Raw genomic sequence first — 23,747 nt, 5'->3', positions numbered from 1 at the left:
GGACCCTCCCGTGTGGACGCACCCCGGTGACGTCCCGCGTCGAACCCGCCGCGCCGATCGGCGCGACGGGCACAACCTTACCCGCCCCTACGGCTGGACGGTCACCGGAATGCGGTGGTAGCGAACGGCCGCGGAAACCTCCGCGGCGGCAGGTTCGGGGGCGGGCTCGACGGCCGGCTCGGGGTCGGGTTCCCGCGGCGGCGGACCGGCCGGATTGTCCGGCGGCGGCGGGCTCGGCGGGGCGGGCTTCGGGGACCGCTGCGCCACCGCCATCCGGACCGCGCTCATCAGGGTGACGCTGTGCTCGGCGATCAGCTGCAGCAGCGGGTGGTCCTGGTCGTGCACCAGCGCCGCCAGCGCGCACACCGGGCACCATTGCTCCTGGCACGGGCTCGGTTCGGCGCCCTCAGTGAGCAACGCCGCCGTCGTCACGATGGGCTCCAGCTTGTCCAGCAACTGGTTGGCGAGCTGGCTCAGGTCCGCGCCGAGATCCGCGTGGCTGTCCGTCATTTCGGCCACACCTCCGGATTCGGTCGGAATCTCACCGTCAGTTCCGAGCCGCGCAGCCCGGCGTCGACGACGACGCACCGCCGGAGCACCGACGCCAGCCGCACCCGGCGGCGCCATCCCCCGATACCGATGACCAGATCGTCGTCGGCCCGGCCCAACGTCAACGCGCCCGGATCGACTTTCGGCAACTCTAGCCGCATTCGGTAGACCGCTTCCAGACCGGATCCCGATTCGCGGTCCACCACCGGCCGCAGCGGCGACGGCGGCGGGCAGCCCCGCCGGCGGCGGGCGCTGTCGAGCAGCGCGCCGAGCGCCGTCGGGCCGATCGGCTCGCCGCTGCGGTGCGGAACCAGGATGAGCTCCACCTCGCCGATGGACTCCGACAGCCCGTCGAGCACCCGGGTCTGTTCGGCGATCCGCTCGGCGTACCAGGTGAACGCCGGATGCCGCGGCAGGTTGTCGTAGGCGTAGTCGTCGTCGGTGGTGAGCACCTGGTTGACGATCAGCTCCTCGACGCGCACCCCCACCAGCGACAGCGCGCCGAGGGTGCGCACGGCCTCGGCGGCGACCACCTGTTCGGCGGTCAGCACCAGATGCGCCGACACCCGATCTCCGTCGGCCAGCAACTCCCCGAGGCGGTCCAGGCCGGCGGCCATCCGCTCCAGCGCGTCGACCAGCGCGCCGGTCGCGTCGCCGGAGGAGGTGGAGAGTCGGCGGTGCCGCGGCCAGGCCCGCTCCAGGTACAGCCCGAACGTCGACGGCAGGCTCAGCATCCGCAGCGCGTCGGCGGTGGAGGCGCAGTCGACCACCACGTGGTCCCAGCGGCCGGAGTCGGCCAGTTCCCCGACGGTGTGCAGGCCCAGCACCTCCTGCGCGCCGGGCAGCGCGGACAGTTCCTCGGGCGCCACACCGCCGAGGTCGGAGTCCGGAAACCGTTGCGCGACAACGCCGGCGATCTTGCGCCAGCCGTCCTCCAGCAACGCCAGGGTGTCGAGTTCCAGCGCGTCGAGGCAGCCTTCCTCCGGCTCGGTGAGCACGCGCACCGGCTCGCGGCCGCCGGTCGGCGGGACGTCCGCGCCGAGCACATCGCCGAGCGAATGCGCCTGGTCGGTGGAGACGATCAGCACCCGGAACCCGGCTTCGGCGTCACGCACCGCCGTCGCGCAGGCCAGGGTGGACTTGCCGACACCGCCCTTGCCGACGAACAGACTGATCCGGGTGGCTCCCGAGCTCAGGCTTCGGCCCGCTTCTTCAGGTCCTTGAGCGCGGTGTCGGTCAACCGCCGCTCGGCCTTGCGCTTGAGCAGCCCGATCATCGGGATGAGCAGGTCGACGGCCAACTCGTAAGTGACCTCGGTGCCCTCGCCCTTGGGCGCCAGGCGATAGGCGCCGTCGAGGGAACGCAGCAGCGAGGAGGACACCAGCTTCCAGCGCACCGACGAGCGGTCGGGCGCCCAGTCGTACTCCAGCACCATGGTGTCCTTGAGCACGGCGGCGTCGAGCACCAGGCGCGCGGTCTTCGGGTTGCCGGCGTCGTCGGACTCCAGCACCTCGGTCTCCTGGTACTCCTTGACCCAGTCCGGGTAGGACTCGATATCGGCGATGACGTCCATCACCGTGCCGGGGTCCGCGTCGATATAGATGGTCTGGGTGGTCTTGTCCGCCACGTTCGCGCTACCTGTCTTAGCCGGGGATTCCTGGAGGGAAACGGTACCCGTCCCGTCGTCGCGACGTTAGGCGCCCGCCGGCGCCACCCCCACCGGGCGGCCGCGTTCCAGCTCCGATTTCACCTCGAAGGACATCCGTTTGCCGGCCACCCGGCGGCGGTGATTGGCTTGCGCGAGATCGAGTTTGGGGTCGGCGACGGTTGGCTCGGCGTGCAGGAAGTAGTGCAGCAGCACCCCGTCGAGCATCGGCTCCAGCCAGATCTCCATGGTCCCGGTCAGCGGTCCGGCGACCTGCCAGCGGACCCCGGCCGGGCCGCGGTCCTCGATGACCCTCAGGCGCAGATCCGGCCACCAGCGCCGCCACCGGGCCGGGTCGCCAACCGCGGCGCCGACGGCCGCCGGGTCGGCGGCGACGAAGGTCTCGTCGGCCACCTGGAAGCTGTTCACCGTCTTAGCTTCACACACCACACCGGCCCCGCGAGTGTGAGGGTCGTCCCAGGCCGGCGGTTCCTGTGTTTAAGCTGGGCGTGATCACAACTGCGAAAGCGAGCCGGCCTGTGCGTGAATTCAATGCTCCCGCGACGTTCACCGTCGAGGACACCGACAACATCGTCTCCGCGGTGTATGAGCATGAACGTTCCGACCCGAATTACCCGATCTTCCAGCGCCTGGTCAACGGCGCCTGGACGGATGTCAGCGCGGCCGAGGCCGCCGCGCAGATCCGCGGCGTGGCCCGCGGTCTGATCGCCCGCGGCGTGACGCCCGGCGACCGGGTCGCGATCCTGTCCGGCACGCGCTACGAGTGGGCCATCCTGGACTACGCCATCCTGAGCGTCGGCGGGCTCACCGTGCCGATCTACGAGACCTCCTCGGCCGACCAGGTTCGCTGGGTGCTGCAGGATTCCGCCGCGGTGCTGCTGATCGCCGAAACCGATCAGCATCTGGAGATCGCCGAGGGCCTGCGCGCTGACCTGCCGGCGCTGCGCGACGTGCTGAACCTGCGCGACGGCGGCGGCGACGCCCTCAGCGTGCTGACCGCCGACGGCGAAGAGATCGATCCGGGCGAGGTCGACAAGCGGGTGGCCGCCCTGCGGTCCACCGACCCGGCGACCATGATCTACACCTCCGGCACCACCGGCCTGCCCAAGGGCTGCCAGCTGACGCACTCCAACCTGCTCTACGAGACCCGCGGCGCCAAGGACGCGCTGCCCACGCTGCTGGACCGCGGGCAGAAGCTGCTGGTGTTCCTGCCGCTGGCGCACGTGCTGGCCCGCGCGCTGTCCATCGCCGCGTTCCACAACAAGGTCACCGTCGGGTTCACCAGCGACATCAAGAATCTGGTGCCGATGTTCTCGGTGTTCAAGCCGACCGTCGTGGTGTCGGTGCCGCGGGTGTTCGAGAAGGTCTACAACACCGCCGAGCAGAACGCCGCCAACGACGGCAAGGGCAAGATTTTCCACATCGCCGCCGAGACCGCGATCGCGTGGAGCGAGGCGATGGACGACCCGAACGGCCCGGGCCTGATGCTCAAGATCAAGCACGCCCTGTTCGACAAGCTGGTCTACCACAAGCTGCGGGCCGCGCTCGGGGGCGACTGCACCGCCTCGGTGTCCGGCGGGGCGCCGCTGGGCGCGCGGCTGTGCCACTTCTACCGCGGCGTCGGGCTGACCATTTACGAGGGCTACGGCCTCACCGAGACCTCCGCCGCGATCACGGTGAACCGGATCGGCGACATGCGGGTGGGCACCGTCGGAAAACTGTTGGGCGGCAACAGCTTGCGCATCGCCGACGACGGCGAGGTGCTGGTCCGCGGCGGCGTGGTGTTCCACGGCTACTGGCAGAACGAGCAGGCAACCGCCGACGCCGTGCACGACGGCTGGTTCTACACCGGCGACCTCGGCGACGTCGACGCCGACGGGTTCCTGCGGATCACCGGCCGCAAGAAGGAGATCATCGTCACCGCGGGCGGCAAAAACGTCGCGCCGGCGGTGCTCGAGGACCAGCTGCGCGCACACCCGCTGATCAGCCAGGCGATGGCCGTCGGCGACGCGGAGCCGTTCATCGCGGCGTTGATCACCGTCGACCCGGAGGCCTGGGACGGCTGGAAGTCCCACCATGGCAAGGATCCCGGCGCCAGCGTCGCCGACCTGGCGAACGACCCGGACCTGAACGCGGCGATCGATGAGGCCGTCACGCACGCCAATCGGGCGGTGTCGCACGCCGAGTCGATCCGCAAGTTCACCATCCTGCCGGTGGACTTCACCGTCGAGACCGGGGAGCTGACCCCCACCCTGAAGCTCAAGCGCAAGGTGGTGGCCGAGCGCTACGCCGCGGAGATCGCCGCGCTGTACGGGCACGGCTGAGGGGGCTCAGCGCAGCCGCGCCAGCTCCCCCAATCGCTCGGTGAGCCGGTCCCACCGCCACTGCGCGCACACCCATTCCCGGCCGGCCGCGCCCATGGCGGCCGCGGTGTCCGGGTCAGCCAGCAGGTCTGCCACCGCGGTGGTGATCCGATCCAGGTCGCGGCCGGGCACCACGGTCCCGGTCTGCCCGTCGATCACCGTCTCCGGGGCGCCGCCGGAGTCCCCGGCGACCACCGGCACACCGGTCGCCGAGGCCTCCAGGAACACGATGCCCAGGCCTTCGACGTCCAGTCCGGCGCCGCGGGTGCGGCATGGCATGGCGAACACGTCGGCGATGGTGTGATGCGCGGGGAGTTCGGCGGCGGGCACCCCGCCGGTGAACACCACGTGCTCGGCGACGTCGTGTTCGTCGGCCAGCTTGCGCAGGTGATCGCCGTACGGGCCGCCGCCCACGATGACCAGCGCGGCCCCGTCCACCCGGCGTCGAATCTCGGGCCACGCCCGGATCAGCATGTCCTGGCCCTTGCGGGGCACCAGCCGGGACAGGCAGACCACGGTGGGCCGCTCCCCCAGCCGATAGCGGGCGCGCAGGTCGGCGCGGGCGCCCGGGTCCGGGGCGAACCGGTCGGTGTCCACCCCGGGCGGCAGGTGTTCCATCACCGCGCGCGGGCCGAACGCGGCGGCGAACCGGCCGCGGGTGTAGCGGCTGACGAAGGTGACGACGTCGGTGTGCTCGCCGATGCGGCGCAGCGCCGAACTGGCGACCGGCAGCATCGACCAGCCCACCTCGTGGCCGTGGGTGCTGGCCAGCACCCGCTGCGCCCCGGCGGAGCGGGCCCGGTCGGCCAGCAGCGCCAGCGGCGCGGCCGCGCCGAACCACACGGTTTCGATGTCGTTGGCCCTGATCAGGGCGCGCATCCGGGAGTCCACCCGCGGCTCGGGCAGCATCAAAGTGGTGGGATGGCGCTCGATCTGGAAGCCGGCCGCCTGGTCGTAGGCCTCGGCGCCCTTCCAGCGCGGGGCGTACACCGTCAGCTGGTGTTCGCCGGTCTCGGCCAACCGGGTGGCGAACTGCTCCAGGTAGGACTGGATGCCGCCGGGCCGCGGCGGGAAATCGTTGGTTACCAGCAGAATCCGAGTCATCGGTTGTCAGGCTAGCCCGGCTGGCCTGAGGCGTGCGCGCGCCAGTCCGCCAGCAGCTGGTCTTCGTCTGCCCCGAGCGTCTCGGTCAGCGCCGTCGCGGTGTCCGGGTGACCGGGTCCCGCGGCGCGCCGGTAGAGCTCCCTGAGCCGGTCCGAGCCGTAGCGCTGCGCGATGAAACGGGCGAACAACCAGGCGCGGTCGTAGCCGACGGACAGTTCCGCGGGCTCGGTGGCGGCGAAGTCGGCGTCCTCCGGCAGCCGGTCCGGGGCGGTCGGCGTGGTCGACACGGTCGGCGCCGGGCGGGCGACGTAGTCGGCGACGCCTTCTTGCACCCAGCGCGGGGCGTCCAGGGCGGTGTCGGCGCGGGTCGCGTAGTGGAACAGCTCGTGGGTCAGCACCAGCTGAAAGTCGTCGTCGGTGAGCGCCGACGCGCCGGGCGCCAGCACGATGCGCTGTCCGACGGCAATGCCGTGGCTGGGGTCGACCCATTCGGCGACGGCGGCCGCGGCGATGTGCTCGGCGTCTGGGCCGATGCGGGTGAGTTCGGCGAACGCGGTGTCCGACGGCGCGGCTTGCACGACGATCTGCCGCGGCCAGTCCGGGCCCCAGAACCGCTCGACGGTGGCGATGGCGGCGGGCAGGTGCGCGCCTGCGCGGTCGGTCAACGCGTTCGGCGTGCCGGCGACGACGATTTCGCGGCCACCGACGATGACGCGGGGCTCAGCCGATGTCGCAGGGGCGGGTTGGGCCGGTCCGGCGTGCGCCGGGGTGGGTTGCGTCGCCGGTGACGTGTTGGTCAGCGGCACCGCCGCCGCGGCGGTGGCGAGGCAGACGGCGGCCGCCAGGACGCGGATCCGCCGACGTCGACGGATCAGTACCGGCGGGCGTTGAAGAACGGCCCGGCGGCGTCCAGCGGGACCACCCGCACCGGGACGCCGTAGGTGGAGGCGTGCACCACCATGCCGTCACCGATGTAGATGCTGGAGTGCGAGGCGTCGCCGTAGTGGTTCACCACGTCGCCGGGCTGCAGTTCGTCGCGGGAGACGGGGGTGCCGTTGGCGGCCAGCGCGTAGCTGGACCGCGGCAGGCCGATGCCGGCCTGGTGGTAGGCCCAGTTCACCAGACCTGAGCAGTCGAAGGCGCCCGGACCGGTGCCGCCCCACGCGTACGGCGAGCCGATCTTGCTCAGCGCGGCCTGCACGACGATGCCGCCGTGGCCGGAGGACGTTGGCAGCGGCGCGGCCACGTCACCCGGCGGGATCGCCTCCGGGGCGGCCGGGTTGGCCGGGTTGTCGACCGGCGGGACGGCCTCGGGCAGGCCGGGCGCCGGGGCGGCCAGCACCTCGGGGCCGGCCGGGACCGGACCCGGGTCGGCGAGCTGCACGCGCTGCTGCGGGGTCAGCTGTTCGTATTGGGCGCGGACGACGGCGATCTTGCGCTGCAGTTCGCTCTGCTTTTCCATCAGGCCGGCGCGGACGGTGGCGGCCTGATCGGCGGCGGTCTTGGCCTGCGCGGCGGACTCGGCCGACGCGGCGGCGGCCTTGATGGTGTCTTCGCGGGCGGCGCGGAAGTCGGCCATGGTCGTCGCGAGCTGCGTGCCGATGACGCGCTGCAGCGACAACTGGTCGATCAGCCCCTGCGGGGAGGTGGCGGTCAGCACCGCGCCGAGTTCGCCGGTCTGCCCGCTCATGTAGGTGGCGACCGCGAATTCGTCGACGCTGGTCTGGTAACCGGCCAGCTTGGTCTGGGCGGTCTGCAGGGCGGCGGCGTCGCTGTCCCGCTGCTGCTCGGCGGCGGTCTGCGCGGCCAGCTTCGCGTCCAGGTCGTCCTGGGCGGCGTTGACGGCCTCGTTGGTCTGCTCGGCGGTGCGGGACAGTTCCTGCAGCTGGGCCAGCGCGTCGTCTGCGGGGTCGGCGTGGCCGACGCCCACCGTCGCGCCGGTGATGACGAGGAAACCGACGATCGCAGCCGTCATCGTGCGCTTGGACACGCGCAGTGCGCGCGCGGAACGTTCAAACCTCAAGTGGGTGTCCTCACAATTGCCCTCGGCGCACCGCTGCCGCAGCGCCGCCAGATCGCCTTAGGTCTCGAATAGGTTACGAAACGGTCTCGGCGTTGTCCATCCGGAAGACCCAATTTAACTCATGTCGAGTACCGCGGCCAAAGTGTGGCGACACCCACAGGACATCTGGAGTTTGTCTCAAGCCACCCCCGATCTGCCGTCGCGGTGAACCGGCACCAGCCGCAGCCGGGGCGCCATCCCGGCCTCGGCGAGCACCTCCAGCGCCGTCCGCTCATCGGCCAGCAGGGTCTCCGGGGTCCCCAGCAGCACACTGACCACGCAATCCCGGCAGCCCGGTCCGCGCACCGCGCAGTCGTCGCAATCGATGAGCATCGGCTCTTCGCGATCCGGCATGGGTGTCCTTTCTGACGTCATATTAGTCATGTCGGTGACGCTAGATGTCGGGTCCGACAGGTCGAGACACCCCGACGAAGTCAAGCGGCGAGGAACGAGCTGCGAAGAGCTTCGTCGGCGTCCGACACCGTGCGAGGGGCGAAGAGCTTGTCGGGGTTTGTCTGCGGAGCCAAGTAGCGTCCGAACATGTGAGCGACCAGTTGAGCTTCGCCGACCTGGCGGACACCTCGGCGACCGATCTGCTGCTGGCCGACACCACCTTCGTGGTGGTCGACCTGGAGACCACCGGCGGCAGTTCGAACACCGAGGCCATCACCGAGATCGGCGCGGTCAAGGTCCGCGGCGGGCAGGTGCTCGGCGAGTTCGCCACCCTGGTCGATCCGGGCCGGCCGATCCCGCCGCAGGTGGTTCAGCTGACCGGGATCACCACCGCGATGGTCCGCGACGCCCCGCGGATCGCCGCGGTGTTGCCGATGTTCTTGGAGTTCGCCCGCGGCGCGGTCCTCGTCGCGCACAACGCCGGGTTCGACATCGGGTTCCTCAAGGCCGCCGCCGCCGCGTGCGGAATCGACTGGCCGCGTCCGCAGGTGCTGTGCACCGTGCGGCTGGCCCGTCGGGTGCTGTCCCGGCAGGAGGCCCCCAGCGTGCGGCTGGCGACGCTGGCCGGACTGTTCGGCACCGCCTGCCAGCCCACCCACCGCGCGATCGACGACGCCCGGACCACCGTCGAGGTGCTGCACGCGCTGATCGGCCGCGTCGGCAACCAGGGAGTGCGCAGCCTCGGCGAGCTGCGCGGCTACACCTCGAACGCCACCCCGGCGCAGCGCCGCAAACGGGAGCTGGCGGCGGCCGTCCCGCACCGGCCCGGGGTCTACCTGTTCCGCGGTCCGGGCGCGGAGGTGCTCTACATCGGCACCGCGGTGGACCTGCGCCGCCGCGTCGGCCAGTACTTCACCGGCGCCGATCCGCGCGGGCGGATCAAGGAGATGGTGAACCTCGCCGAGGCCGTCGACCACGTCGAATGCGCGCACGCGCTGGAGGCCGGGGTGCGCGAGCTGCGGCTGCTGGCCGCGCACGCCCCGCCGTACAACCGGCGCTCGAGGTTCCCGCACCGCTGGTGGTGGCTGACCCTCACCGACGAGCCGTTCCCCCGGTTCTCGGTGATCCGGCGACCCACCCACGACCGGGTGATCGGGCCGTTCCGGGCGCGATCGGAGGCCGCCGACACCGCCGCGCTGCTGGCCCGGCACAGCGGGCTGCGCACCTGCGCCGGACGTCTGGGCCGCGCCGGCCGGCACCGCTGCCCGGACCGCGAGGTGACGCCCTGCCCAGCGACCCAGGACATCGGCCCGCTGGACTACGCGGCCGCGGTGGCCCGGGCCGCCGCGGTCATCGAGGGTTCCGACGGCGCGCCGCTGGCCGGCGCCATCGCCCGGGTCGACGAGCTCGCGGCGGCCGGGCGCTACGAGAACGCGGCCCGGCTGCGAGACCACATCGCGGTCGCTGTGGACGGGTTGTGGCGGGGTCAGCGGCTGCGGTCGCTCGCCGAGGTCGGTGAGCTGGTCGCGGCCCGCCCGGACGGCGCGGGCGGCTGGGAGCTCGCGGTGATCCGGCATGGGCAGCTGGCCGCCGCCGGCAACGCGGCGCGCGGCGTGGCCCCGATGCCGGTGGTCGACGCGCTGTGCGCGGCCGGTCAGACGGTGCTGCGCCGCGACGAGCCACTCGGCGGCGCGCTGGTCGAGGAGACCGGACTGCTGGCGCGCTGGCTGGCCGGTCCGGGGGTGCGGATCGTGCGCTGCGACGACGGCTGGGCCTCGCCCGCGCGGGCGGCGGGACGCTGGGCGGAGTGGGCGGCCACCGCGCGATCGGCGCGGTTGGCCGCAGACGAGTTACTGGCCGCAGGCGAGGATCTGGCGGCCGTCCAGCGGCCCGCGCCGCGGCGGAAGCTGACCGCCGAGGGGAAGCTGACCGCCGAGGGGAAACTCAGCGCCGCTGGGTGAACTGCGCCCAGCGCGCCAACAGCCGACCGGCGGCGCCGGAGTCGATCGCCTCGGCGGCCCGGCTCAGCCCGGCCTCCCAGGCCGGCAGCCACTCGGCGCTGGCGCTCAGGCCGGCGTGGGCCACCAGCGCGCCGGCGGCGTTGAGGATCACCGCGTCGCGCACCGGCCCGGTGGCGCCGGAGAACACCGCGCGGGCCTCGGCGGCGTTGGCCTCGGCGTCGCCGCCGAGCAGTTCGGACAGCTGCGCGCGCGGGAAACCGAAGCCGGCCGGGTCGAAGGTCAGCTTGTCGATGGTGCCGGCCTGCACCCGCCAGATGGTCGACGTCGTGGTGGTGGTGAGCTCGTCGAGGCCGTCGTCGCCGTGCACCACCAGCACGCTGCACCGCCGCGCCGCGAACACCCCGGCCATCACCTCGGCCATATCGCCGAACGCGCAGCCGATCAGGCCGGCGCGGGGGGCGGCCGGATTGGTCAGCGGGCCGAGCAGGTTGAACACCGTCGGCGTGCCGATCTCCCGGCGGGCCACCCCGGCGTGCCGGTAGGACGGGTGGAACACCGGGGCGAACGCGAAGCCGATGCCGACCTCGGAAACGCAGCGGGCCACCTCGTCGGGGTCCAGGTCGATGCGCACCCCGAGGGCCTCCAGGGTGTCCGCGCCGCCGGACAGCGACGACGCCGCCCGATTGCCGTGCTTGATCACCGGAACCCCGGCGGCGGCGACCACGATGGCGGCCATGGTGGACAGGTTGACGGTGTTGGCGCCGTCGCCCCCGGTCCCGACGATGTCGACGGCGTCGGCGCCGATCGCGTCGGCCGGAAGACGGCGCGCGTGGGCCAGCATGGTGTCGGCCAGCTCACCCACTTCGGCGGCCGTGGGGCGCTTCATCTTCATCGACACGCCGAAGGCGGCGATCTGAGCCGGACTCGCCGCGCCGGTCATGATCTGCTCCATGGCCCACCCGGACTGCCCGCCGAGCAGGTTCTGAAACTCGGTCAATCGGCCCAGGACCTGCGGCCATGTGGTCTGCGGATCGGATTCGCGGGGGGTTTCGGTCACCGTCTGATCGTGCCATGGGACGCGGTCCGCGAAGACCGCGGGACCCCAGTTCTGAACCGATTTTGGGGTCCGGGTGGAGAAGACCAACTACAAAGCGTCATACTTGCTCCTGTGACGAGCGCTGTGGGAACTTCAGGGACGGCAATTACGTCGCGCGTACATTCGCTGAACAGGCCAAACATGGTCAGTGTCGGCACCATCGTGTGGCTCTCCAGCGAGCTCATGTTCTTCGCTGGTTTGTTCGCGATTTACTTCACTGCGCGCGCCCAGGCTGGAGACACCGGGTGGCCGCCGCCGCCTACCGAGTTGAACCTCGCGTTGGCCGTGCCGGTGACCCTGGTGCTGATCGCCTCGTCGTTCACCTGCCAGATGGGCGTGTTCGCCGCCGAGCGCGGCGACGTGTTCGGGCTGCGCCGGTGGTACCTGCTCACCCTGGCCATGGGCACCTTCTTCGTGCTCGGCCAGGCCTACGAGTACGTGCACCTGGTCCAGCACGGCACCACCATCCCCGGCAGCGCCTACGGCACGGTGTTCTACCTGGCCACCGGCTTCCACGGTCTGCACGTCATCGGCGGTCTGATCGCCTTCGTGCTGCTGCTGTTGCGAACGACCATGGCCAAGTTCACCCCGGCCCAGGCGACGGCCGCGATCGTGGTGTCCTACTACTGGCACTTCGTGGACATCGTGTGGATCGCGCTGTTCGCCGTCATCTACTTCGTGCGGTGAGCGTTCGGTGACCCACGAACCCAACCCCCTGGCCACACAGCCCCAGCCCCCGACGGACAGGAGTGCTCGGTTGAAGATCTCGCGGTTGTCCCCAGCGACCGGCGGTGACCGGTCCCGGCGCAAACTGCGCCGACGGCTGTCAGCCGGTGTGCTGCTGGTCCTCGCGCTGGCGTTCGCCGGCACGCTGGCCGCCGTGCTGACCCCGCGGCCCCAGGTCGCGGTGGCCGACGAAGCCTCCTCGGCCGTGCTGCGCGAAGGCAAAGAGCTCTACGACACCTCGTGTGTGTCCTGCCACGGCGCCGCCCTGCAGGGTGTGCCCGACCGCGGCCCGAGCCTGATCGGCGTCGGCGAGGCCGCCGTCTACTTCCAGGTGTCCACCGGCCGCATGCCGGCGATGAGCCTGAACTCCCAGGCCCCGGCCAAGAAGGCCAAGTTCGACGATCACCAGATCGACGCGCTGGGCGCCTACATCCAGGCCAACGGCGGCGGCCCGCTGATCCCGCGCGACGCCGACGGCAAGGTCAGCGAGGAGTCCCTGCTGGGCAGCAACATCGCCCGCGGCGGCGACCTGTTCCGGCTGAACTGCGCCTCCTGCCACAACTTCACCGGTAAGGGCGGCGCGCTGTCGTCGGGCAAGTGGGCCCCGGACCTCGGTGAGACCACCCCGGCGAACATCTACGCGGCCATGCTCACCGGCCCGCAGAACATGCCGAAGTTCTCCGACCGTCAGCTCAGCCCCGAGGAGAAGCGCGACATCGTCGCCTACGTCCGCGACGCGTCGACGACGCCGAGCCAGGGCGGTTACGGCCTCGGCGGGTTCGGCCCGACGTCGGAGGCCATGGCGATGTGGTTCGTCGGCATGGTGGCGTTGATCGGTCTGGCGATGTGGATCGGAGCACGCGCATGAGTGAGAACACCCCCCGTCCCACCGACGAGCAGCTCGCCGGCATGTCGCGCGAGGAGTTGGTCCGCCTCGGCGGCGAGCTCGACGGCGTCACGACGATCTTCAAGGAGCCGCGCTGGCCCGTCGAGGGCACCCGCGCGGAGAAGCGCGCCGAGCGCACCGTGGCCATCTGGATGCTCATCGCGGGCATCAGCGGGCTGGCGCTGCTGCTGATCTTCTTGTTCTGGCCCTGGGAATACAAGGCCGCCGGCGAGGAGGGCAACTTCCTCTACAACCTGGCCACCCCGCTCTACGGCCTGACCTTCGGTCTGTCGGTGCTGGCCATCGGCATCGGCGCGGTGCTGTTCCAGAAGAAGTTCATCCCCGAGGAGATCTCGGTCCAGGACCGCCACGACGGCGCGTCCTCGGAGCTGGACCGCAAGACCATCGCGGCCACCCTGAACGACGCCCTGGAGGGCTCGACGATCAAGCGCCGTAAGATGATCGGCGCGACCGCCGGTCTGGCGCTGGGCACCTTCGGCCTCGGCACCGGCGTCGCGTTCATCGGCGGCCTGGTGAAGAACCCGTGGAAGCCCGTCGTCCCCACCGCCGAGGGCAAGAAGGCCGTGCTGTGGACCTCGGGCTGGACCCCGCGGTACCACGGCGAGACCATCTACCTGGCCCGCGCCACCGGCGACAGCCACTCCCCGTTCATCAAGATGCGCGCCGAAGACATCGACGCAGGCGGCATGGAGACGGTGTTCCCGTGGCGTGAGGCCGACGGCGACGGCACCACCCCCGAGTCGCACCACAATCTGAACAAGATCCTGATGGGCGTCCGCAACCCGGTGATGCTGATCCGCATCCGGCCCGAGGATCTGGACAAGGTCACCTTCCGCAAGGGCCAGGAGAGCTTCCACTTCGGCGACATGTTCGCCTACACGAAGGTCTGCTCGCACCTGGGCTGCCCGTCGTCGCTCTACGAGCAGCAGACCTACCGGATCCTCTGCCCGTGCCACCAGTCCCAGTTCGACGCGCTCACCTACGCCAAACCGATCTTCGGCCCGGCGGCGCGCGCGCTGGCGCAGCTACCGATCACCATCGACCAGGATGGGTTCCTGGTCGCCAATGGTGACTTCATCGAACCCGTCGGACCGGCCTTCTGGGAGCGCAAGTCATGAGTTCGAAAATTGGAGACCGGCTCGCCAAGCAGGGCGACGAGATCGATTCGCGGTACCACCCGTCGGGGGCGCTGCGCCGCCAGCTGAACAAGGTGTTCCCCACCCACTGGTCCTTCCTGCTGGGCGAGATCGCGCTGTACAGCTTCGTGGTGCTGCTGCTGACCGGCGTCTACCTGACGCTGTTCTTCGACCCGTCCATGGCCGAGGTCACCTACCAGGGTGTCTATCAACCGCTGCGCGGCATCGAGATGTCGAAGGCGTACGCCTCGGCGCTGGACATCAGCTTCGAGGTCCGCGGCGGCCTGTTCGTCCGGCAGGTCCACCACTGGGCAGCGCTGATGTTCGCGGCGTCGATCATGGTGCACCTGGCCCGCATCTTCTTCACCGGCGCGTTCCGCCGCCCGCGTGAGGCGAACTGGGTGATCGGCACGCTGCTGCTGATCCTGGCCATGTTCGAGGGCTACTTCGGCTACTCGCTGCCCGACGATCTGCTGTCCGGCATCGGCCTGCGCGCGGCGCTGTCGTCGATCACCCTGGGCATGCCGGTGATCGGTTCCTGGTTGCACTGGGGCCTGTTCGGCGGCGATTTCCCCTGCGGCCAGATGGGCAACGACTGTGTGGCCACCGGGGCCGGCCTGATCATCCCGCGCTTGTACGCGATGCACATCCTGCTGATCCCGGGCATCATCCTGGCCCTGATCGGCATCCACCTGGCGATGGTGTGGTTCCAGAAGCACACCCAGTTCCCGGGCGCCGGGCGCACCGAGAAGAATGTCGTCGGCGTGCGCGTCATGCCGGTGTTCGCGGTCAAGTCGGGCGCGTTCTTCGCGATCACCGTCGGCATCCTGGGCCTGATGGGCGGCCTGCTCACCATCAACCCGATCTGGACGCTCGGCCCCTACCGGCCGTCGCAGGTGTCCGCGGGCAGCCAGCCGGACTTCTACATGATGTGGACGGAAGGCCTGGCGCGTATCTGGCCGGCCTGGGAGTTCTACCCGTTCGGCCACACCATCCCGGCGTCCACCTGGGTCGCGGTCATCATGGGCCTGGTGTTCGGTCTGCTGGGCGCGTGGCCGTGGTTGGAGAAGAAGTTCACCGGCGACGACGCGCACCACAACCTGCTGCAGCGTCCGCGTGACGCTCCGGTCCGCACCGCCATCGGCGCCATGGCCATCGCGTTCTACATGGTGCTGACCCTGTCGGCCATGAACGACGTCATCGCGCTGAAGTTCCACATCTCGCTGAACGCGACGACGTGGATCGGCCGCATCGGCATGATCGTGCTGCCGCCGCTGGTGTACTTCATCACCTACCGGTGGGCCGTCGGCCTGCAGCGCAGCGACCGCGACACCCTGGAGCACGGCATCGAGACCGGCATCATCAAGCGGACGCCGGAGGGCGCGTACATCGAGCTGCACCAGCCGCTCGGCCCGGTCGACGACCACGGACACCCGATTCCGTTGCCGTACGAGGGCGCCGCGCTGCCGAAGAAGATGAACAAGCTGGGCGCCGGCGGACGGCCGGGCTCCGGCAGCTTCCTGACCGCCGACCCGCCGGCCGAGGACCGGGCGCTGACCCGCGCCGAGCACGAGGCCGAGCACAAGGCGCTCACCGCGCTGAAGGAATACCAGGACGAGGAGGTCGTCGGAGTCGACGGCCGCTAGATCCAAGCTGCGCTGTGGCCCCGGGGATTTCCGGGGCCACAGTCGTTTCTGGGGGTTCGAGGCTCCGAGGTTCTGGGTTTGGGGGCTTGGGATTCTGGGGTTTGCCAGGTTCTGGGGTTGGCGGGGCCGCACTCCCCTACCCCGTCTGCGCCGGGCGCGCGAGCGGCAGGCTCGTGGGCCAGGTCGACGAAGACGTCGTCGCCGGGGCGCACACCCTAGACGCGGACGGGCGCCGACCCCCACCCGGACCGAGCGCCCCGGGTCCTCATGGTCGATTTGAGAACTGGTGGCGGCTGGTGAGAATTCATGGAGATCGCCGCATCGACTGAGAGCTGGTGGCGGCTGGTGAGAACTGAGGTACGTCAGTGAGACCTGACGGAGGCCATTTTCATCGACTGAGAACCAGCGCATGGCTCTACTCGAACAACGTGTACCTCAGTTCTCAACCGATGAAAAACAGGTACGCCAGTTCTCACTAAGCGACCTGAGTTCTCACCAGGCGACGTAGGTTCTCAAATCGAGGCGCGACAAATCCCAATCCGCCTCGGACGAATCCCATCCGCCCCGTGAGCCCCACCTGGCCCGCAGGCAACAACCGGGCCAGACCCGAGCTCGACTCGCCCGCTCGTCGACTCAGGTGTTAAGCCGGGGCTTTCGGTAGCGCCTGTGTAACTATCCGGTAGCAGTGGCGCGGGTATCTGGTAGCGCTGTTCGAGGATCGCTTTCATCCGTGGCCGCAGGGGTCGCGGCGATTGAGAGGGATCCCGCGGATGACGGATTACCGGTATGTGATGGGCCTGCTGGTGCAGGGACTGGCCTATAGGCAGATCGAAGCGATGGCGGGGTGCTCGCACCGGGCGATCGCCCGGGCCCGCCGTGTGCTCGATGAGGAGCAGTTGAGCACCGCCGAGCAGGTCGCGGCGCTGACCGCTGAGGATCTGGATCGGCTGTTCGCCGATGGCCGCAAGAACGTGGCCAGTGAGTTCGTGCCGGTCGATATCGACAAGGTCGTCGCGGCGCGGCTGGGTCGCAAGAAGCCGCCGTTGAAGGTGCTGTGGAGCCAGTACCTGCGATCCGATGCGGCCCCGGGCGCCCGGTTCTACGGGTATGAGCGCTACTGCCAGATCGTCACCGAGCACGTCCGGGTCAACGATCTGAGTGTGCCGATCGCCCACGTGCCGGGGCATACGATGCAGGTCGATTGGGCGGGCACGCCGATGAAGGTGACCGATCCGATCACCCGGGCGGTGACACCGGTGTCGGTGTTCGTGGCGACGTTGCCGTTCTCGGGGATGGTGTTCGCCTACGGCTACTTCGATGAGAAACAGCCCGCGTGGTGCGATGGGCATCGGCGGGCGTTCGAGTATTTCGGCGGGGTCGCCCAGGTGATCGTCCCGGACAACGCTTCGACGGCGTCAAACCAGATCAGCCGCATCGACCGGGCCCGCGACGTCAACGCCTCGTATCAGGATTTCCTGGCCCACTATGGGGCCGCGGCGGTGCCGACACGCTCAAATCGCCCGCGGGACAAAGGGAACGCCGAAGCGGGGGTGAAGGTCATCACCAACTGGGTGATCCACTTCCTGGCCGATCGGGTGTTCGCCTGCCTTGATGACCTCAACGCGGCGGTCGCCGCCCAAGTCGAGCAGATCAACGACCGGACCCCGTTTCGCGGGGAGGCGCGGGCGCGGCGTGGCTGGTTCGACGACCATGAGCGCGGCGAGCTCATCGGGTTGCCCGAGCAGCGGTGGGAACCGGTGTGCTGGCGCAAGGCGAAGGTGCACCGGGATTGGCATATCCAGCTCGACACCATCAAGTACTCGGTGCCCTACCGGTTCGCCGGGCGCGGGGTGGACGTGCGGATTATCGGCACGACGATCGAGGTGCTCGCCGATGGGCAGATCATCGCCGCCCACCAGCAGGGCCGGCACCGCAACGGCTATGTCACCGACCCTGAGCACGCGCCCCCGCACTATGAGTCGGTGACCGGATTGTGGACCCGCGGTTACTTCCTGCGCCAGGCCGGCAAGGTCGGCCCGGCCACGGTGGCCGCGCTCACCCGGCTGCTCGATGGCAAGGCGATCGAGGGGGTGTCAGATGGTCTGTGTAAGTCCTGACAAGGGAAGGATCTCAGGGCATGACGACAGATCGGGATTTGGACGCGCGGCTGGCTGAGGCCGCGTCGACGGTGGAGGTGGCCGAGGCGCTGCGGGCATCCGGGGCGGTCGATGAGCTGCTGGCCTCGATCGACTCCGGCGAGGTCGCGCTGACCGGTGAGGGTGGCCTGCTGCCCGGGCTGATCAAGCTCGCGTTGGAGCGGGGCCTGGCCGCCGAGCTGACCGATCATCTCGGCTATGAGAAGGGCGACCCGGCCGGCCGGGGCCTGCCGAACGCCCGTAACGGGCACTCGGCCAAGACCGTGCAGACTGAGGCCGGCCCGGTCTCGTTGGAGGTGCCTCGGGACCGTGACGGGTCGTTCACGCCGCGGCTGGTGCCCAAGGGACAGCGCCGGCTCGGTGGGCTCGATGACATGATCGTTTCGCTGTATGCCGGCGGGATGACGTTGCGGGACATCCAATTTCACCTGCAATCAACGATCGGCGCCGAGGTGTCTCATGAGACGATCTCCAAGATCGTCGACGAGATCTCCGATGAGGTCCTTGCCTGGCAGCGTCGCCCGTTGGATGCGCTGTACCCGGTGATCTACCTCGACGCGATCGTGGTGAAGGTCAAAGACGGCGGCCACACCCGCAACAAGGCCGCGCACATCGCCGTGGGCGTCGATATGGCCGGCGTCAAGCATGTCCTGGGCATCTGGGTCCAGCAGAACGAAGGAGCCTCGTTCTGGGCGTCGGTCTGCGCTGATCTGGCCAACCGAGGGGTGCGTGACGTGCTTATCGTGTGCTGCGACGGGCTCACCGGGTTCCCCGAGGCCATCACGGCGACCTGGTCGCAGGCCACCGTCCAGACCTGCGTGGTGCACCTGATCCGCAACGCGCTGCGGTTCGTGTCCTACAAGGACCGCAAGGCCGTGGCCGCCGCGCTCAAGCCGATCTACACCGCCGCTGACGCCGATGCCGCCCGCGCCGAGCTGGATGCGTTCACCGCATCAGATTTGGGCAAGAAAAACCCCACTGTGACAATGGTTTTCGATCGATCATGGGAGCAATTCATCCCCTTCCTGGAGTTCCCTCCAGAGCTACGCCGGGTGATCTACACGACCAACTCGATCGAGTCGTTGAACTACCAACTTCGCAAGGTCACCAAGACCCGCGGGCAGTTCCCCAACGACGCCGCGGTGGTGAAACTGCTCTGGCTGGCGATCTGCAACATCGAAGACAAACGCGCCGCCGAACGGGCCAAGGAACGCGGCCAGAAACATAACCGAAAGGCCGCCGGACGCCTCGTGGAAGGACAAGTGGTCACCAACTGGAAGAAAGCCCTCGAACAGCTCGTGCTGGTCTACCCAGACCGCATCGAGCCCCACCTGTAGAACACACCAAACGACAACATCAGAGGAAACGACTTACACAAAAGACTTGACACGCTCGCGATCGAGGCCCAGGGCTACCGGTCCTGCATGAACATCCTGGACCTGGGCAAACGCGCCAGCGCCAACCGGATGCTGCTGGAGGCTGCCTGCCGCGAGCTCATCGCCGAGGACGCGCACCGGCCGATCACCTACACCGCGGTCAAACACCGCATCAGCGCGCTGCGCGCCGACGGCAACCAACGACCCACCACCATCGGCGGGGACGGCGATGCCGCCAACCCGATCACGCCAGCATCCAGACCCGCAGCGGCCGGGGTGGCCGGCCGTGACACCAGCCGCGCGCACCTGGCCGGCGCCGAAGCGTTCAGCCTCGACGCGCTCACCACCGGTGACCGGCGCACCGATGACGGTGGCGATGACGCCGGGGCGGGAGTCCAGCGATGAATGACCAGCACCTCAGCGTCGATGACATGCCCGTGTTCACCAAACTGCGGATGACCGCCTTCGGCGAAGCCGTCATCGACATCGCCAACGACCCCACCTACGACCAGTGGAGCTTCTCCCGAAAGATCCGCCACGCCCTGGAGCAGGAGACCGCCGCTCGCGCCGAGCGGCGTGTGCTCAAGCTCCTCAAAGCCTCCCGGACACCGAATCCAGCGGCCTGCGTCGAAGACATCCACTACCTCGATGGCCGAAACATCAACCGGGACTTGATCGAGCGCCTCGCCGCATGCCGGTGGATCGACCGCACACACAACTTGGTCATCCTCGGCAAATCCAGCGTCGGCAAGTCGTATCTGGCCCAAGCCCTGGTCAACGCCGCCTGCCGCCGGGACTACACCGCCAGATACTTCCGGCTCGACGACCTGGCCAACCAGCTCGCGGTCTACCAACGCCACGACGCCGGGCGGCTGACGTTCCTCACCGGCGTGCACACCTGCGAACTGCTCGTCCTCGACGACTTCCTGACCACCCCGATCACCGGCGAAACCGCCGCCGAACTGCTCAACATCCTCGCCGCCCGAGAAGGCCGCGGATCCACCGTCGTCACCAGCCAATTCGACCCCGAAGACTGGTACCGATCCCTACACGACGCTGTCATCGCCGAGTCCATCCTCAACCGCATCGTCTCCACCGCCGAACTGGTCCAGCTCGACGGACCCAACATGCGCCGGCACGGCCACGAGACTGCGACCGAGTAGAAAGCGCGGGCGCGAGGACCGCTACCCGATCCCCGCGCCCGCGCTACCACTTCGTCACACAACCGCTACCGAACGCCCCTGCTAAACATCAGGCGGTGCCAGAACGCCCGAGCTCTCCTCACGGACTCGCAGGCTCGCCCGCTCGTCGACTCAGGCGTCGGCGAGCTCGTCCCGCCCGGCGGCCACCTCGTTCTTGAGCTCCTTGACGAACAACTCCGGCACCACCACCATCGCGACGGTGATCGCGCCGGCGATGCCGAGGAAGATCCAGGCCGCGGTGTCGTAGCTGCGGGCCATCAGCAGCGCGGACAGGGCCACCGCGCCGAGCGCGGCGCCCGTCGGGGTCAGCACGGCGAGCAGGCCGCGCAGCAGGATCCGGTCCAGGACCTCCGGGGCCACCGGGCTCTTCTTCGCGGCAGGCTCGGCAGGCTCGCTCGGATCCCGGTCGACGGCCTTGCGCAGCACCGGGCGGGACACCGCCACCCGGGACGGCTCGGCCTCGGCGGCGCGACGGGCGCGGATCAGCAGCGGGATCGACCCGGCGATGATCGCCGCGGACACCCCGATGATCAGCCAGAGCCACCAGGTGGAGCCGCCGTCGCCGTCGACCTCGACCTCGGGGCGCTCCGGGGAGCCCATCCCGGCCAGCGCGACCAGGGCCGCGACGGTCAGCGCCAGCGTGATCAGCCAGACCACGCCGCAGCCGATGATCGACGCGCGGTCGGTGTCCTCCGGAGATCCCATAAATCGGGCCAGCGGGCTGCGGTCTGCCATGTTCATGCCTCGTTCCCTGTACAGCGGCCCATCAGCAGGCCGTCTGCGCGGAGTTGCTCTGGTTGGACGACAGGGTTTGCCCGTCGCTGGTGGTGATCGAACAGTTCAGCCTGCTCACCAGGAACAGGCTCGACGCCGACACCGATCCCACTTCGGATTGGGAGATCGGGGTCACGGTGAACGACCACGGGATGTAGACGTTGCGCAGGGTCTTACTCCTGCCGTTGGCGTCGGTGTAGGTGACTGTGATGATGTCACCCGGCGACTTGGTCCCGGTCACCGAATAGGTGATCTGCTTCGGCGCCGAGCGCGTCGGCGGCGGGGTCGTCGTCGGAGGCGGCGGCTCCGGAGACGGTTCGGGTTCGGGCTCGGGTTCCGGGGCCACCACGGTCGGCGGCTGCGTCGGCTCGGGCTCCGGCGGCGGGGGCGGCGGCTGCGTCGGCGACGGGGGCGGTGGCGGCTCCGGGGAGGGCTCCGGCGGCGGAGGTTCCGGAGACGGCTCCGGCGGCGGCACGCTGGTCGGGATGGCGTCGTGCTCGGGCGTGGTGGGAGCGACGGTCGTCGTGGTCCCGGCGCCGGCGGTGTCGCGGGTCTCGGTGCGGGTCACCAGCACCGACACCGACACGACCAGCGCGATCGCGGCCAGGATGGCGGTGACGCCGACGATCCAGGGCCAGCGCGGCGGGCGGGCGTCCTGGTATTCGGTGATGTGCTCGAAGTCGTCGTACTCATACAACGCCAGGTCGGCCGGAACGTATGGCGCGCTGGTGATGTGCTCGGCCTCCGGCGCGGAGTACGCCTGGTAGGTCTGCGGATCCGGATCCTCGGGCTCGTCGAAGTTTCCTTCGACGTCGTCGTCGACGATTTCGGCGTCCACGTAATCGGTGAGGTCTTCCTCCGCGCCCGCGTCGGGTTCCCGATGACGGCCGCCGGACTCCGCGCCTGGCTCCGCCTCGCTCATTCTGTGTGTCCTTCGTGACGACGTGCGCCTGCCAGCGGCAGGGGATCCTGCGGGATCACCCTACCCAACGCCGACGGCCCGACCCTGGATTGACCACGGTGCGCGGCGCCGGTGTTACCGGACCGACACCTGCGGGTTCAGGGGAGAAAAATCAGTGCTTCTCGGCGCCGACGTAGTACTCGAAGACCAGGCCGGAAACCGACATCAGGATGAAGGCCACGCCGGCCACCAGCAGCCACGGCAGCCACAGCGCGCCGGCCACCGCGGTGACCGAGGCGGACAGCGCGATCAGGATGGGCCACCAGCTGTGCGGGCTGTAGAAGCCCAGCTCGCCCGCGCCGTCGGCGATCTCCGCCTCGTCGTAGTCCTCGGGCCGGGTGTCCAGGCGGCGGGCCACGAAACGGAAGAAGGTGCCGATGATCAGCGTCAGGCCGCCGGACAGCGCGAGGGCGACGACGCCCACCCACTCCAGACCGCTGGTGGCGAACATGGCGGTCAGGACGCCGTAGCCGATGGTCGCGAGGATGAAGAACGCGGTCAGGATCTCCATGATCCTGGCTTCAATATGCATGAGGTGTCCCCTGCTCCCTGTTCTGCGTTCCTAGTTCCTGGGCTCGGGCGCCTGCTCGCCGCGGCGAGTGTCGAACGGCGCCGTGGTGACGGCCAGCGGCGGTTCGCCGATGGCCTGCAGCGCCTCGGCGTTGCTGGCGCCCTGCTCACGCTTGGCCAGGTAGGTCTTGAAGTTCTCCGGGCTGACCGTACGGATCTCGAAGTTCATCATCGCGTGGTAGGTGCCGCACATCTCAGCGCATCGGCCGACCACAGCGCCCTCGTCCATTCCCGTCACCTGGAACCGGTTGACCTGGTTGTTCGCCGCCGGGTACGGCATCACGTCGCGCTTGAACAGGAACTCCGGCACCCAGAACGAGTGCACCACGTCGCGGGCGTTCAGCACGAACTCGACGCGCTTCTGCGCCGGCAGCACCAGGACCGGGATCTCCGAGCTGGTGCCCAGCGTCTCGATCTTGTCGAAGTTCAGGAAGCTCAGGTCGGTGGGGTTCTTGCCGCGGATCGCGCCGACCTTCTCGTGGCCGTGCTCGTCGACGCCCTCGGGCGCCGAGGTGAGCTTGCCCTGGCGGGTCTCGTCGACGCCGTCGTAGTTCAGGCCGTCGAAGTTGACCTTCTGATAGCCGAACTTCCAGTTCCACTGGAACGCGGTCACGTCGACGACGACCTCGGGGTCGTCAGCGAGGTGGGTCATCTCGTCCTGCACCTTCACGGTGAAGTAGAAGAGGATCGAGATGATGACGAACGGAATGATGGTGAGGACCAGCTCCAGCGGCATGTTGTAGCCGAACTGGCGGGGCAGTTCCCGATCGCCCTTCTTATGGCGATGGAAGGTGGTGGTCCAGAACAGCAGGAACAGCACGATCGCGCCGATCACGAAGGCCGCGACGACCGACCAGATCCACAGTTCATAGTTGGGTTTGGCCTGGTCGGTGGCGCCCTTGGGCCAGCCGAGCCCGATGGCGTCCTTCCAGGTGCAACCGCTCATGGCGATGGCTGTGACAGCCAGCATCCCGACCAGAGCGATCTTCCGGAGCCGCGTCGAGCGGGGTCCGGAAATGCCTTGCCCGCGGGTTCTCACGGTGGCGCCTCCTGTGTGCAATTCCAGTCGCATGGGCTGCGTCGCGAATCGAATACTACG

Annotated in this window: 23 protein-coding genes; 10 read left to right on the top strand and 13 right to left on the bottom strand. The window is 69.4% G+C overall.

The annotated features are described in order from the left end of the window. Positions 1-87: 87 nt before the first annotated feature. The 4 genes from L2Z93_RS07135 to L2Z93_RS07120 form a co-directional block, all read right to left on the bottom strand. Entirely contained in the window at positions 88-510 is a 423-nt protein-coding gene (locus L2Z93_RS07135; protein WP_193438938.1) for a hypothetical protein, read from the bottom strand. Beyond that, complete coding sequence (locus L2Z93_RS07130; RefSeq protein ID WP_090592729.1) at positions 507-1,745, bottom strand: ArsA family ATPase; 1,239 nt, start codon at positions 1,743-1,745, stop codon at positions 507-509. The genes L2Z93_RS07135 and L2Z93_RS07130 overlap by 4 nt, the downstream gene beginning before the upstream one ends. Then, the gene (locus tag L2Z93_RS07125; protein ID WP_090592733.1) at positions 1,742-2,176 is read right to left on the bottom strand and encodes an SRPBCC family protein; all 435 of its coding nucleotides are present in this window, start codon (positions 2,174-2,176) and stop codon (positions 1,742-1,744) included. The genes L2Z93_RS07130 and L2Z93_RS07125 overlap by 4 nt, the downstream gene beginning before the upstream one ends. Before the next feature lie 66 nt (positions 2,177-2,242). Continuing rightward, on the bottom strand, positions 2,243-2,623 hold the full coding sequence (locus tag L2Z93_RS07120; RefSeq protein WP_090592737.1) for a polyketide cyclase / dehydrase and lipid transport: 381 nt from the start codon (positions 2,621-2,623) through the stop codon (positions 2,243-2,245). Between the two features lie 110 nt (positions 2,624-2,733). On the opposite strand from L2Z93_RS07120, the gene L2Z93_RS07115 reads away from it, so the two are divergent. Further along, complete coding sequence (locus tag L2Z93_RS07115) at positions 2,734-4,539, top strand: AMP-dependent synthetase/ligase (RefSeq protein WP_090592742.1); 1,806 nt, start codon at positions 2,734-2,736, stop codon at positions 4,537-4,539. 6 nt (positions 4,540-4,545) lie between these two features. On the opposite strand, the gene L2Z93_RS07110 is transcribed toward L2Z93_RS07115, so the two are convergent. The 4 genes from L2Z93_RS07110 to L2Z93_RS07095 all read right to left on the bottom strand — a co-directional run bounded on the left by L2Z93_RS07110 (position 4,546) and on the right by L2Z93_RS07095 (position 8,098). Beyond that, the gene (locus L2Z93_RS07110; RefSeq protein ID WP_090592745.1) at positions 4,546-5,682 is read right to left on the bottom strand and encodes a glycosyltransferase family 4 protein; all 1,137 of its coding nucleotides are present in this window, start codon (positions 5,680-5,682) and stop codon (positions 4,546-4,548) included. An 11-nt stretch (positions 5,683-5,693) separates the two neighbouring features. Next, on the bottom strand, positions 5,694-6,488 hold the full coding sequence (locus tag L2Z93_RS07105) for a gluzincin family metallopeptidase (RefSeq protein ID WP_234786251.1): 795 nt from the start codon (positions 6,486-6,488) through the stop codon (positions 5,694-5,696). Positions 6,489-6,553: 65 nt separating this feature from the next. After that, positions 6,554-7,705, bottom strand: a complete 1,152-nt coding sequence (gene ripC, locus L2Z93_RS07100) for a peptidoglycan hydrolase RipC (protein ID WP_260575518.1) — start codon at positions 7,703-7,705, stop codon at positions 6,554-6,556. A gap of 177 nt (positions 7,706-7,882) precedes the next feature. Next, positions 7,883-8,098 (bottom strand): hypothetical protein, encoded by a 216-nt coding sequence (locus L2Z93_RS07095; RefSeq protein ID WP_306439051.1) that lies wholly within the window; start codon positions 8,096-8,098, stop codon positions 7,883-7,885. A 188-nt stretch (positions 8,099-8,286) separates the two neighbouring features. Here L2Z93_RS07095 and L2Z93_RS07090 point away from each other — a divergent pair, with 188 nt between their 5' ends. After that, a complete protein-coding gene (locus L2Z93_RS07090) occupies positions 8,287-10,098 on the top strand; it encodes a DEDD exonuclease domain-containing protein (RefSeq protein WP_234786252.1) in 1,812 nt (603 codons plus the stop codon). Here the strand turns inward: L2Z93_RS07090 and trpD are convergent. Continuing rightward, a complete protein-coding gene (trpD, locus tag L2Z93_RS07085) occupies positions 10,082-11,155 on the bottom strand; it encodes an anthranilate phosphoribosyltransferase (protein ID WP_090592793.1) in 1,074 nt (357 codons plus the stop codon). The genes L2Z93_RS07090 and trpD overlap by 17 nt on opposite strands. Positions 11,156-11,266: 111 nt before the next feature. Between trpD and ctaE the strand changes: the two genes are divergently transcribed. The 8 genes from ctaE (at position 11,267) to L2Z93_RS07045 (ending at position 20,304) form a co-directional block, all read left to right on the top strand. Next, positions 11,267-11,881: an aa3-type cytochrome oxidase subunit III gene (gene ctaE, locus L2Z93_RS07080; RefSeq protein ID WP_090592760.1), complete on the top strand. Its 615-nt coding sequence runs from the start codon at positions 11,267-11,269 to the stop codon at positions 11,879-11,881. Between the two features lie 76 nt (positions 11,882-11,957). Continuing rightward, positions 11,958-12,788 carry a cytochrome bc1 complex diheme cytochrome c subunit gene (gene qcrC / locus L2Z93_RS07075; RefSeq protein ID WP_234786255.1) on the top strand — a complete coding sequence of 277 codons (831 nt, stop codon included), beginning with the start codon at positions 11,958-11,960 and terminating at the stop codon, positions 12,786-12,788. After that, the gene (gene qcrA / locus L2Z93_RS07070; RefSeq protein WP_090592764.1) at positions 12,785-13,945 is read left to right on the top strand and encodes a cytochrome bc1 complex Rieske iron-sulfur subunit; all 1,161 of its coding nucleotides are present in this window, start codon (positions 12,785-12,787) and stop codon (positions 13,943-13,945) included. Before qcrC ends, qcrA begins: the two co-directional genes overlap by 4 nt. Then, positions 13,942-15,609 carry a cytochrome bc1 complex cytochrome b subunit gene (gene qcrB / locus L2Z93_RS07065; protein ID WP_090592768.1) on the top strand — a complete coding sequence of 556 codons (1,668 nt, stop codon included), beginning with the start codon at positions 13,942-13,944 and terminating at the stop codon, positions 15,607-15,609. The genes qcrA and qcrB overlap by 4 nt, the downstream gene beginning before the upstream one ends. Positions 15,610-16,379: 770 nt before the next feature. Then, a complete protein-coding gene (istA, locus tag L2Z93_RS07060) occupies positions 16,380-17,726 on the top strand; it encodes an IS21 family transposase (protein WP_260575516.1) in 1,347 nt (448 codons plus the stop codon). Positions 17,727-17,746: 20 nt separating this feature from the next. Then, positions 17,747-19,102, top strand: coding sequence for an IS256 family transposase (locus L2Z93_RS07055; protein WP_090585016.1), 1,356 nt, complete (start codon positions 17,747-17,749; stop codon positions 19,100-19,102). An 87-nt stretch (positions 19,103-19,189) separates the two neighbouring features. Next, on the top strand, positions 19,190-19,546 hold the full coding sequence (locus L2Z93_RS07050; protein WP_193438972.1) for a hypothetical protein: 357 nt from the start codon (positions 19,190-19,192) through the stop codon (positions 19,544-19,546). Beyond that, positions 19,543-20,304: an ATP-binding protein gene (locus tag L2Z93_RS07045; RefSeq protein WP_090588997.1), complete on the top strand. Its 762-nt coding sequence runs from the start codon at positions 19,543-19,545 to the stop codon at positions 20,302-20,304. Before L2Z93_RS07050 ends, L2Z93_RS07045 begins: the two co-directional genes overlap by 4 nt. Before the next feature lie 150 nt (positions 20,305-20,454). Here L2Z93_RS07045 and L2Z93_RS07040 read toward each other — a convergent pair whose 3' ends face one another. The 4 genes from L2Z93_RS07040 to ctaC form a co-directional block, all read right to left on the bottom strand. After that, positions 20,455-21,078, bottom strand: coding sequence for a DUF2561 family protein (locus L2Z93_RS07040; protein WP_162562013.1), 624 nt, complete (start codon positions 21,076-21,078; stop codon positions 20,455-20,457). A 31-nt stretch (positions 21,079-21,109) separates the two neighbouring features. Further along, complete coding sequence (locus tag L2Z93_RS07035; RefSeq protein ID WP_128111825.1) at positions 21,110-22,039, bottom strand: MmpS family transport accessory protein; 930 nt, start codon at positions 22,037-22,039, stop codon at positions 21,110-21,112. A 151-nt stretch (positions 22,040-22,190) separates the two neighbouring features. Next, entirely contained in the window at positions 22,191-22,610 is a 420-nt protein-coding gene (locus L2Z93_RS07030) for a cytochrome c oxidase subunit 4 (RefSeq protein ID WP_090592224.1), read from the bottom strand. A 30-nt stretch (positions 22,611-22,640) separates the two neighbouring features. Next, positions 22,641-23,720: an aa3-type cytochrome oxidase subunit II gene (gene ctaC, locus L2Z93_RS07025; protein WP_090592228.1), complete on the bottom strand. Its 1,080-nt coding sequence runs from the start codon at positions 23,718-23,720 to the stop codon at positions 22,641-22,643. Positions 23,721-23,747: the final 27 nt, after the last annotated feature.

The organism is Mycolicibacterium brumae (genome assembly GCF_025215495.1).
Lineage (GTDB): Bacteria > Actinomycetota > Actinomycetes > Mycobacteriales > Mycobacteriaceae > Mycobacterium > Mycobacterium brumae.
Note: the sequence above shows the minus strand (reverse complement) of the source record. Positions and strands in the feature narration are given on the sequence as shown.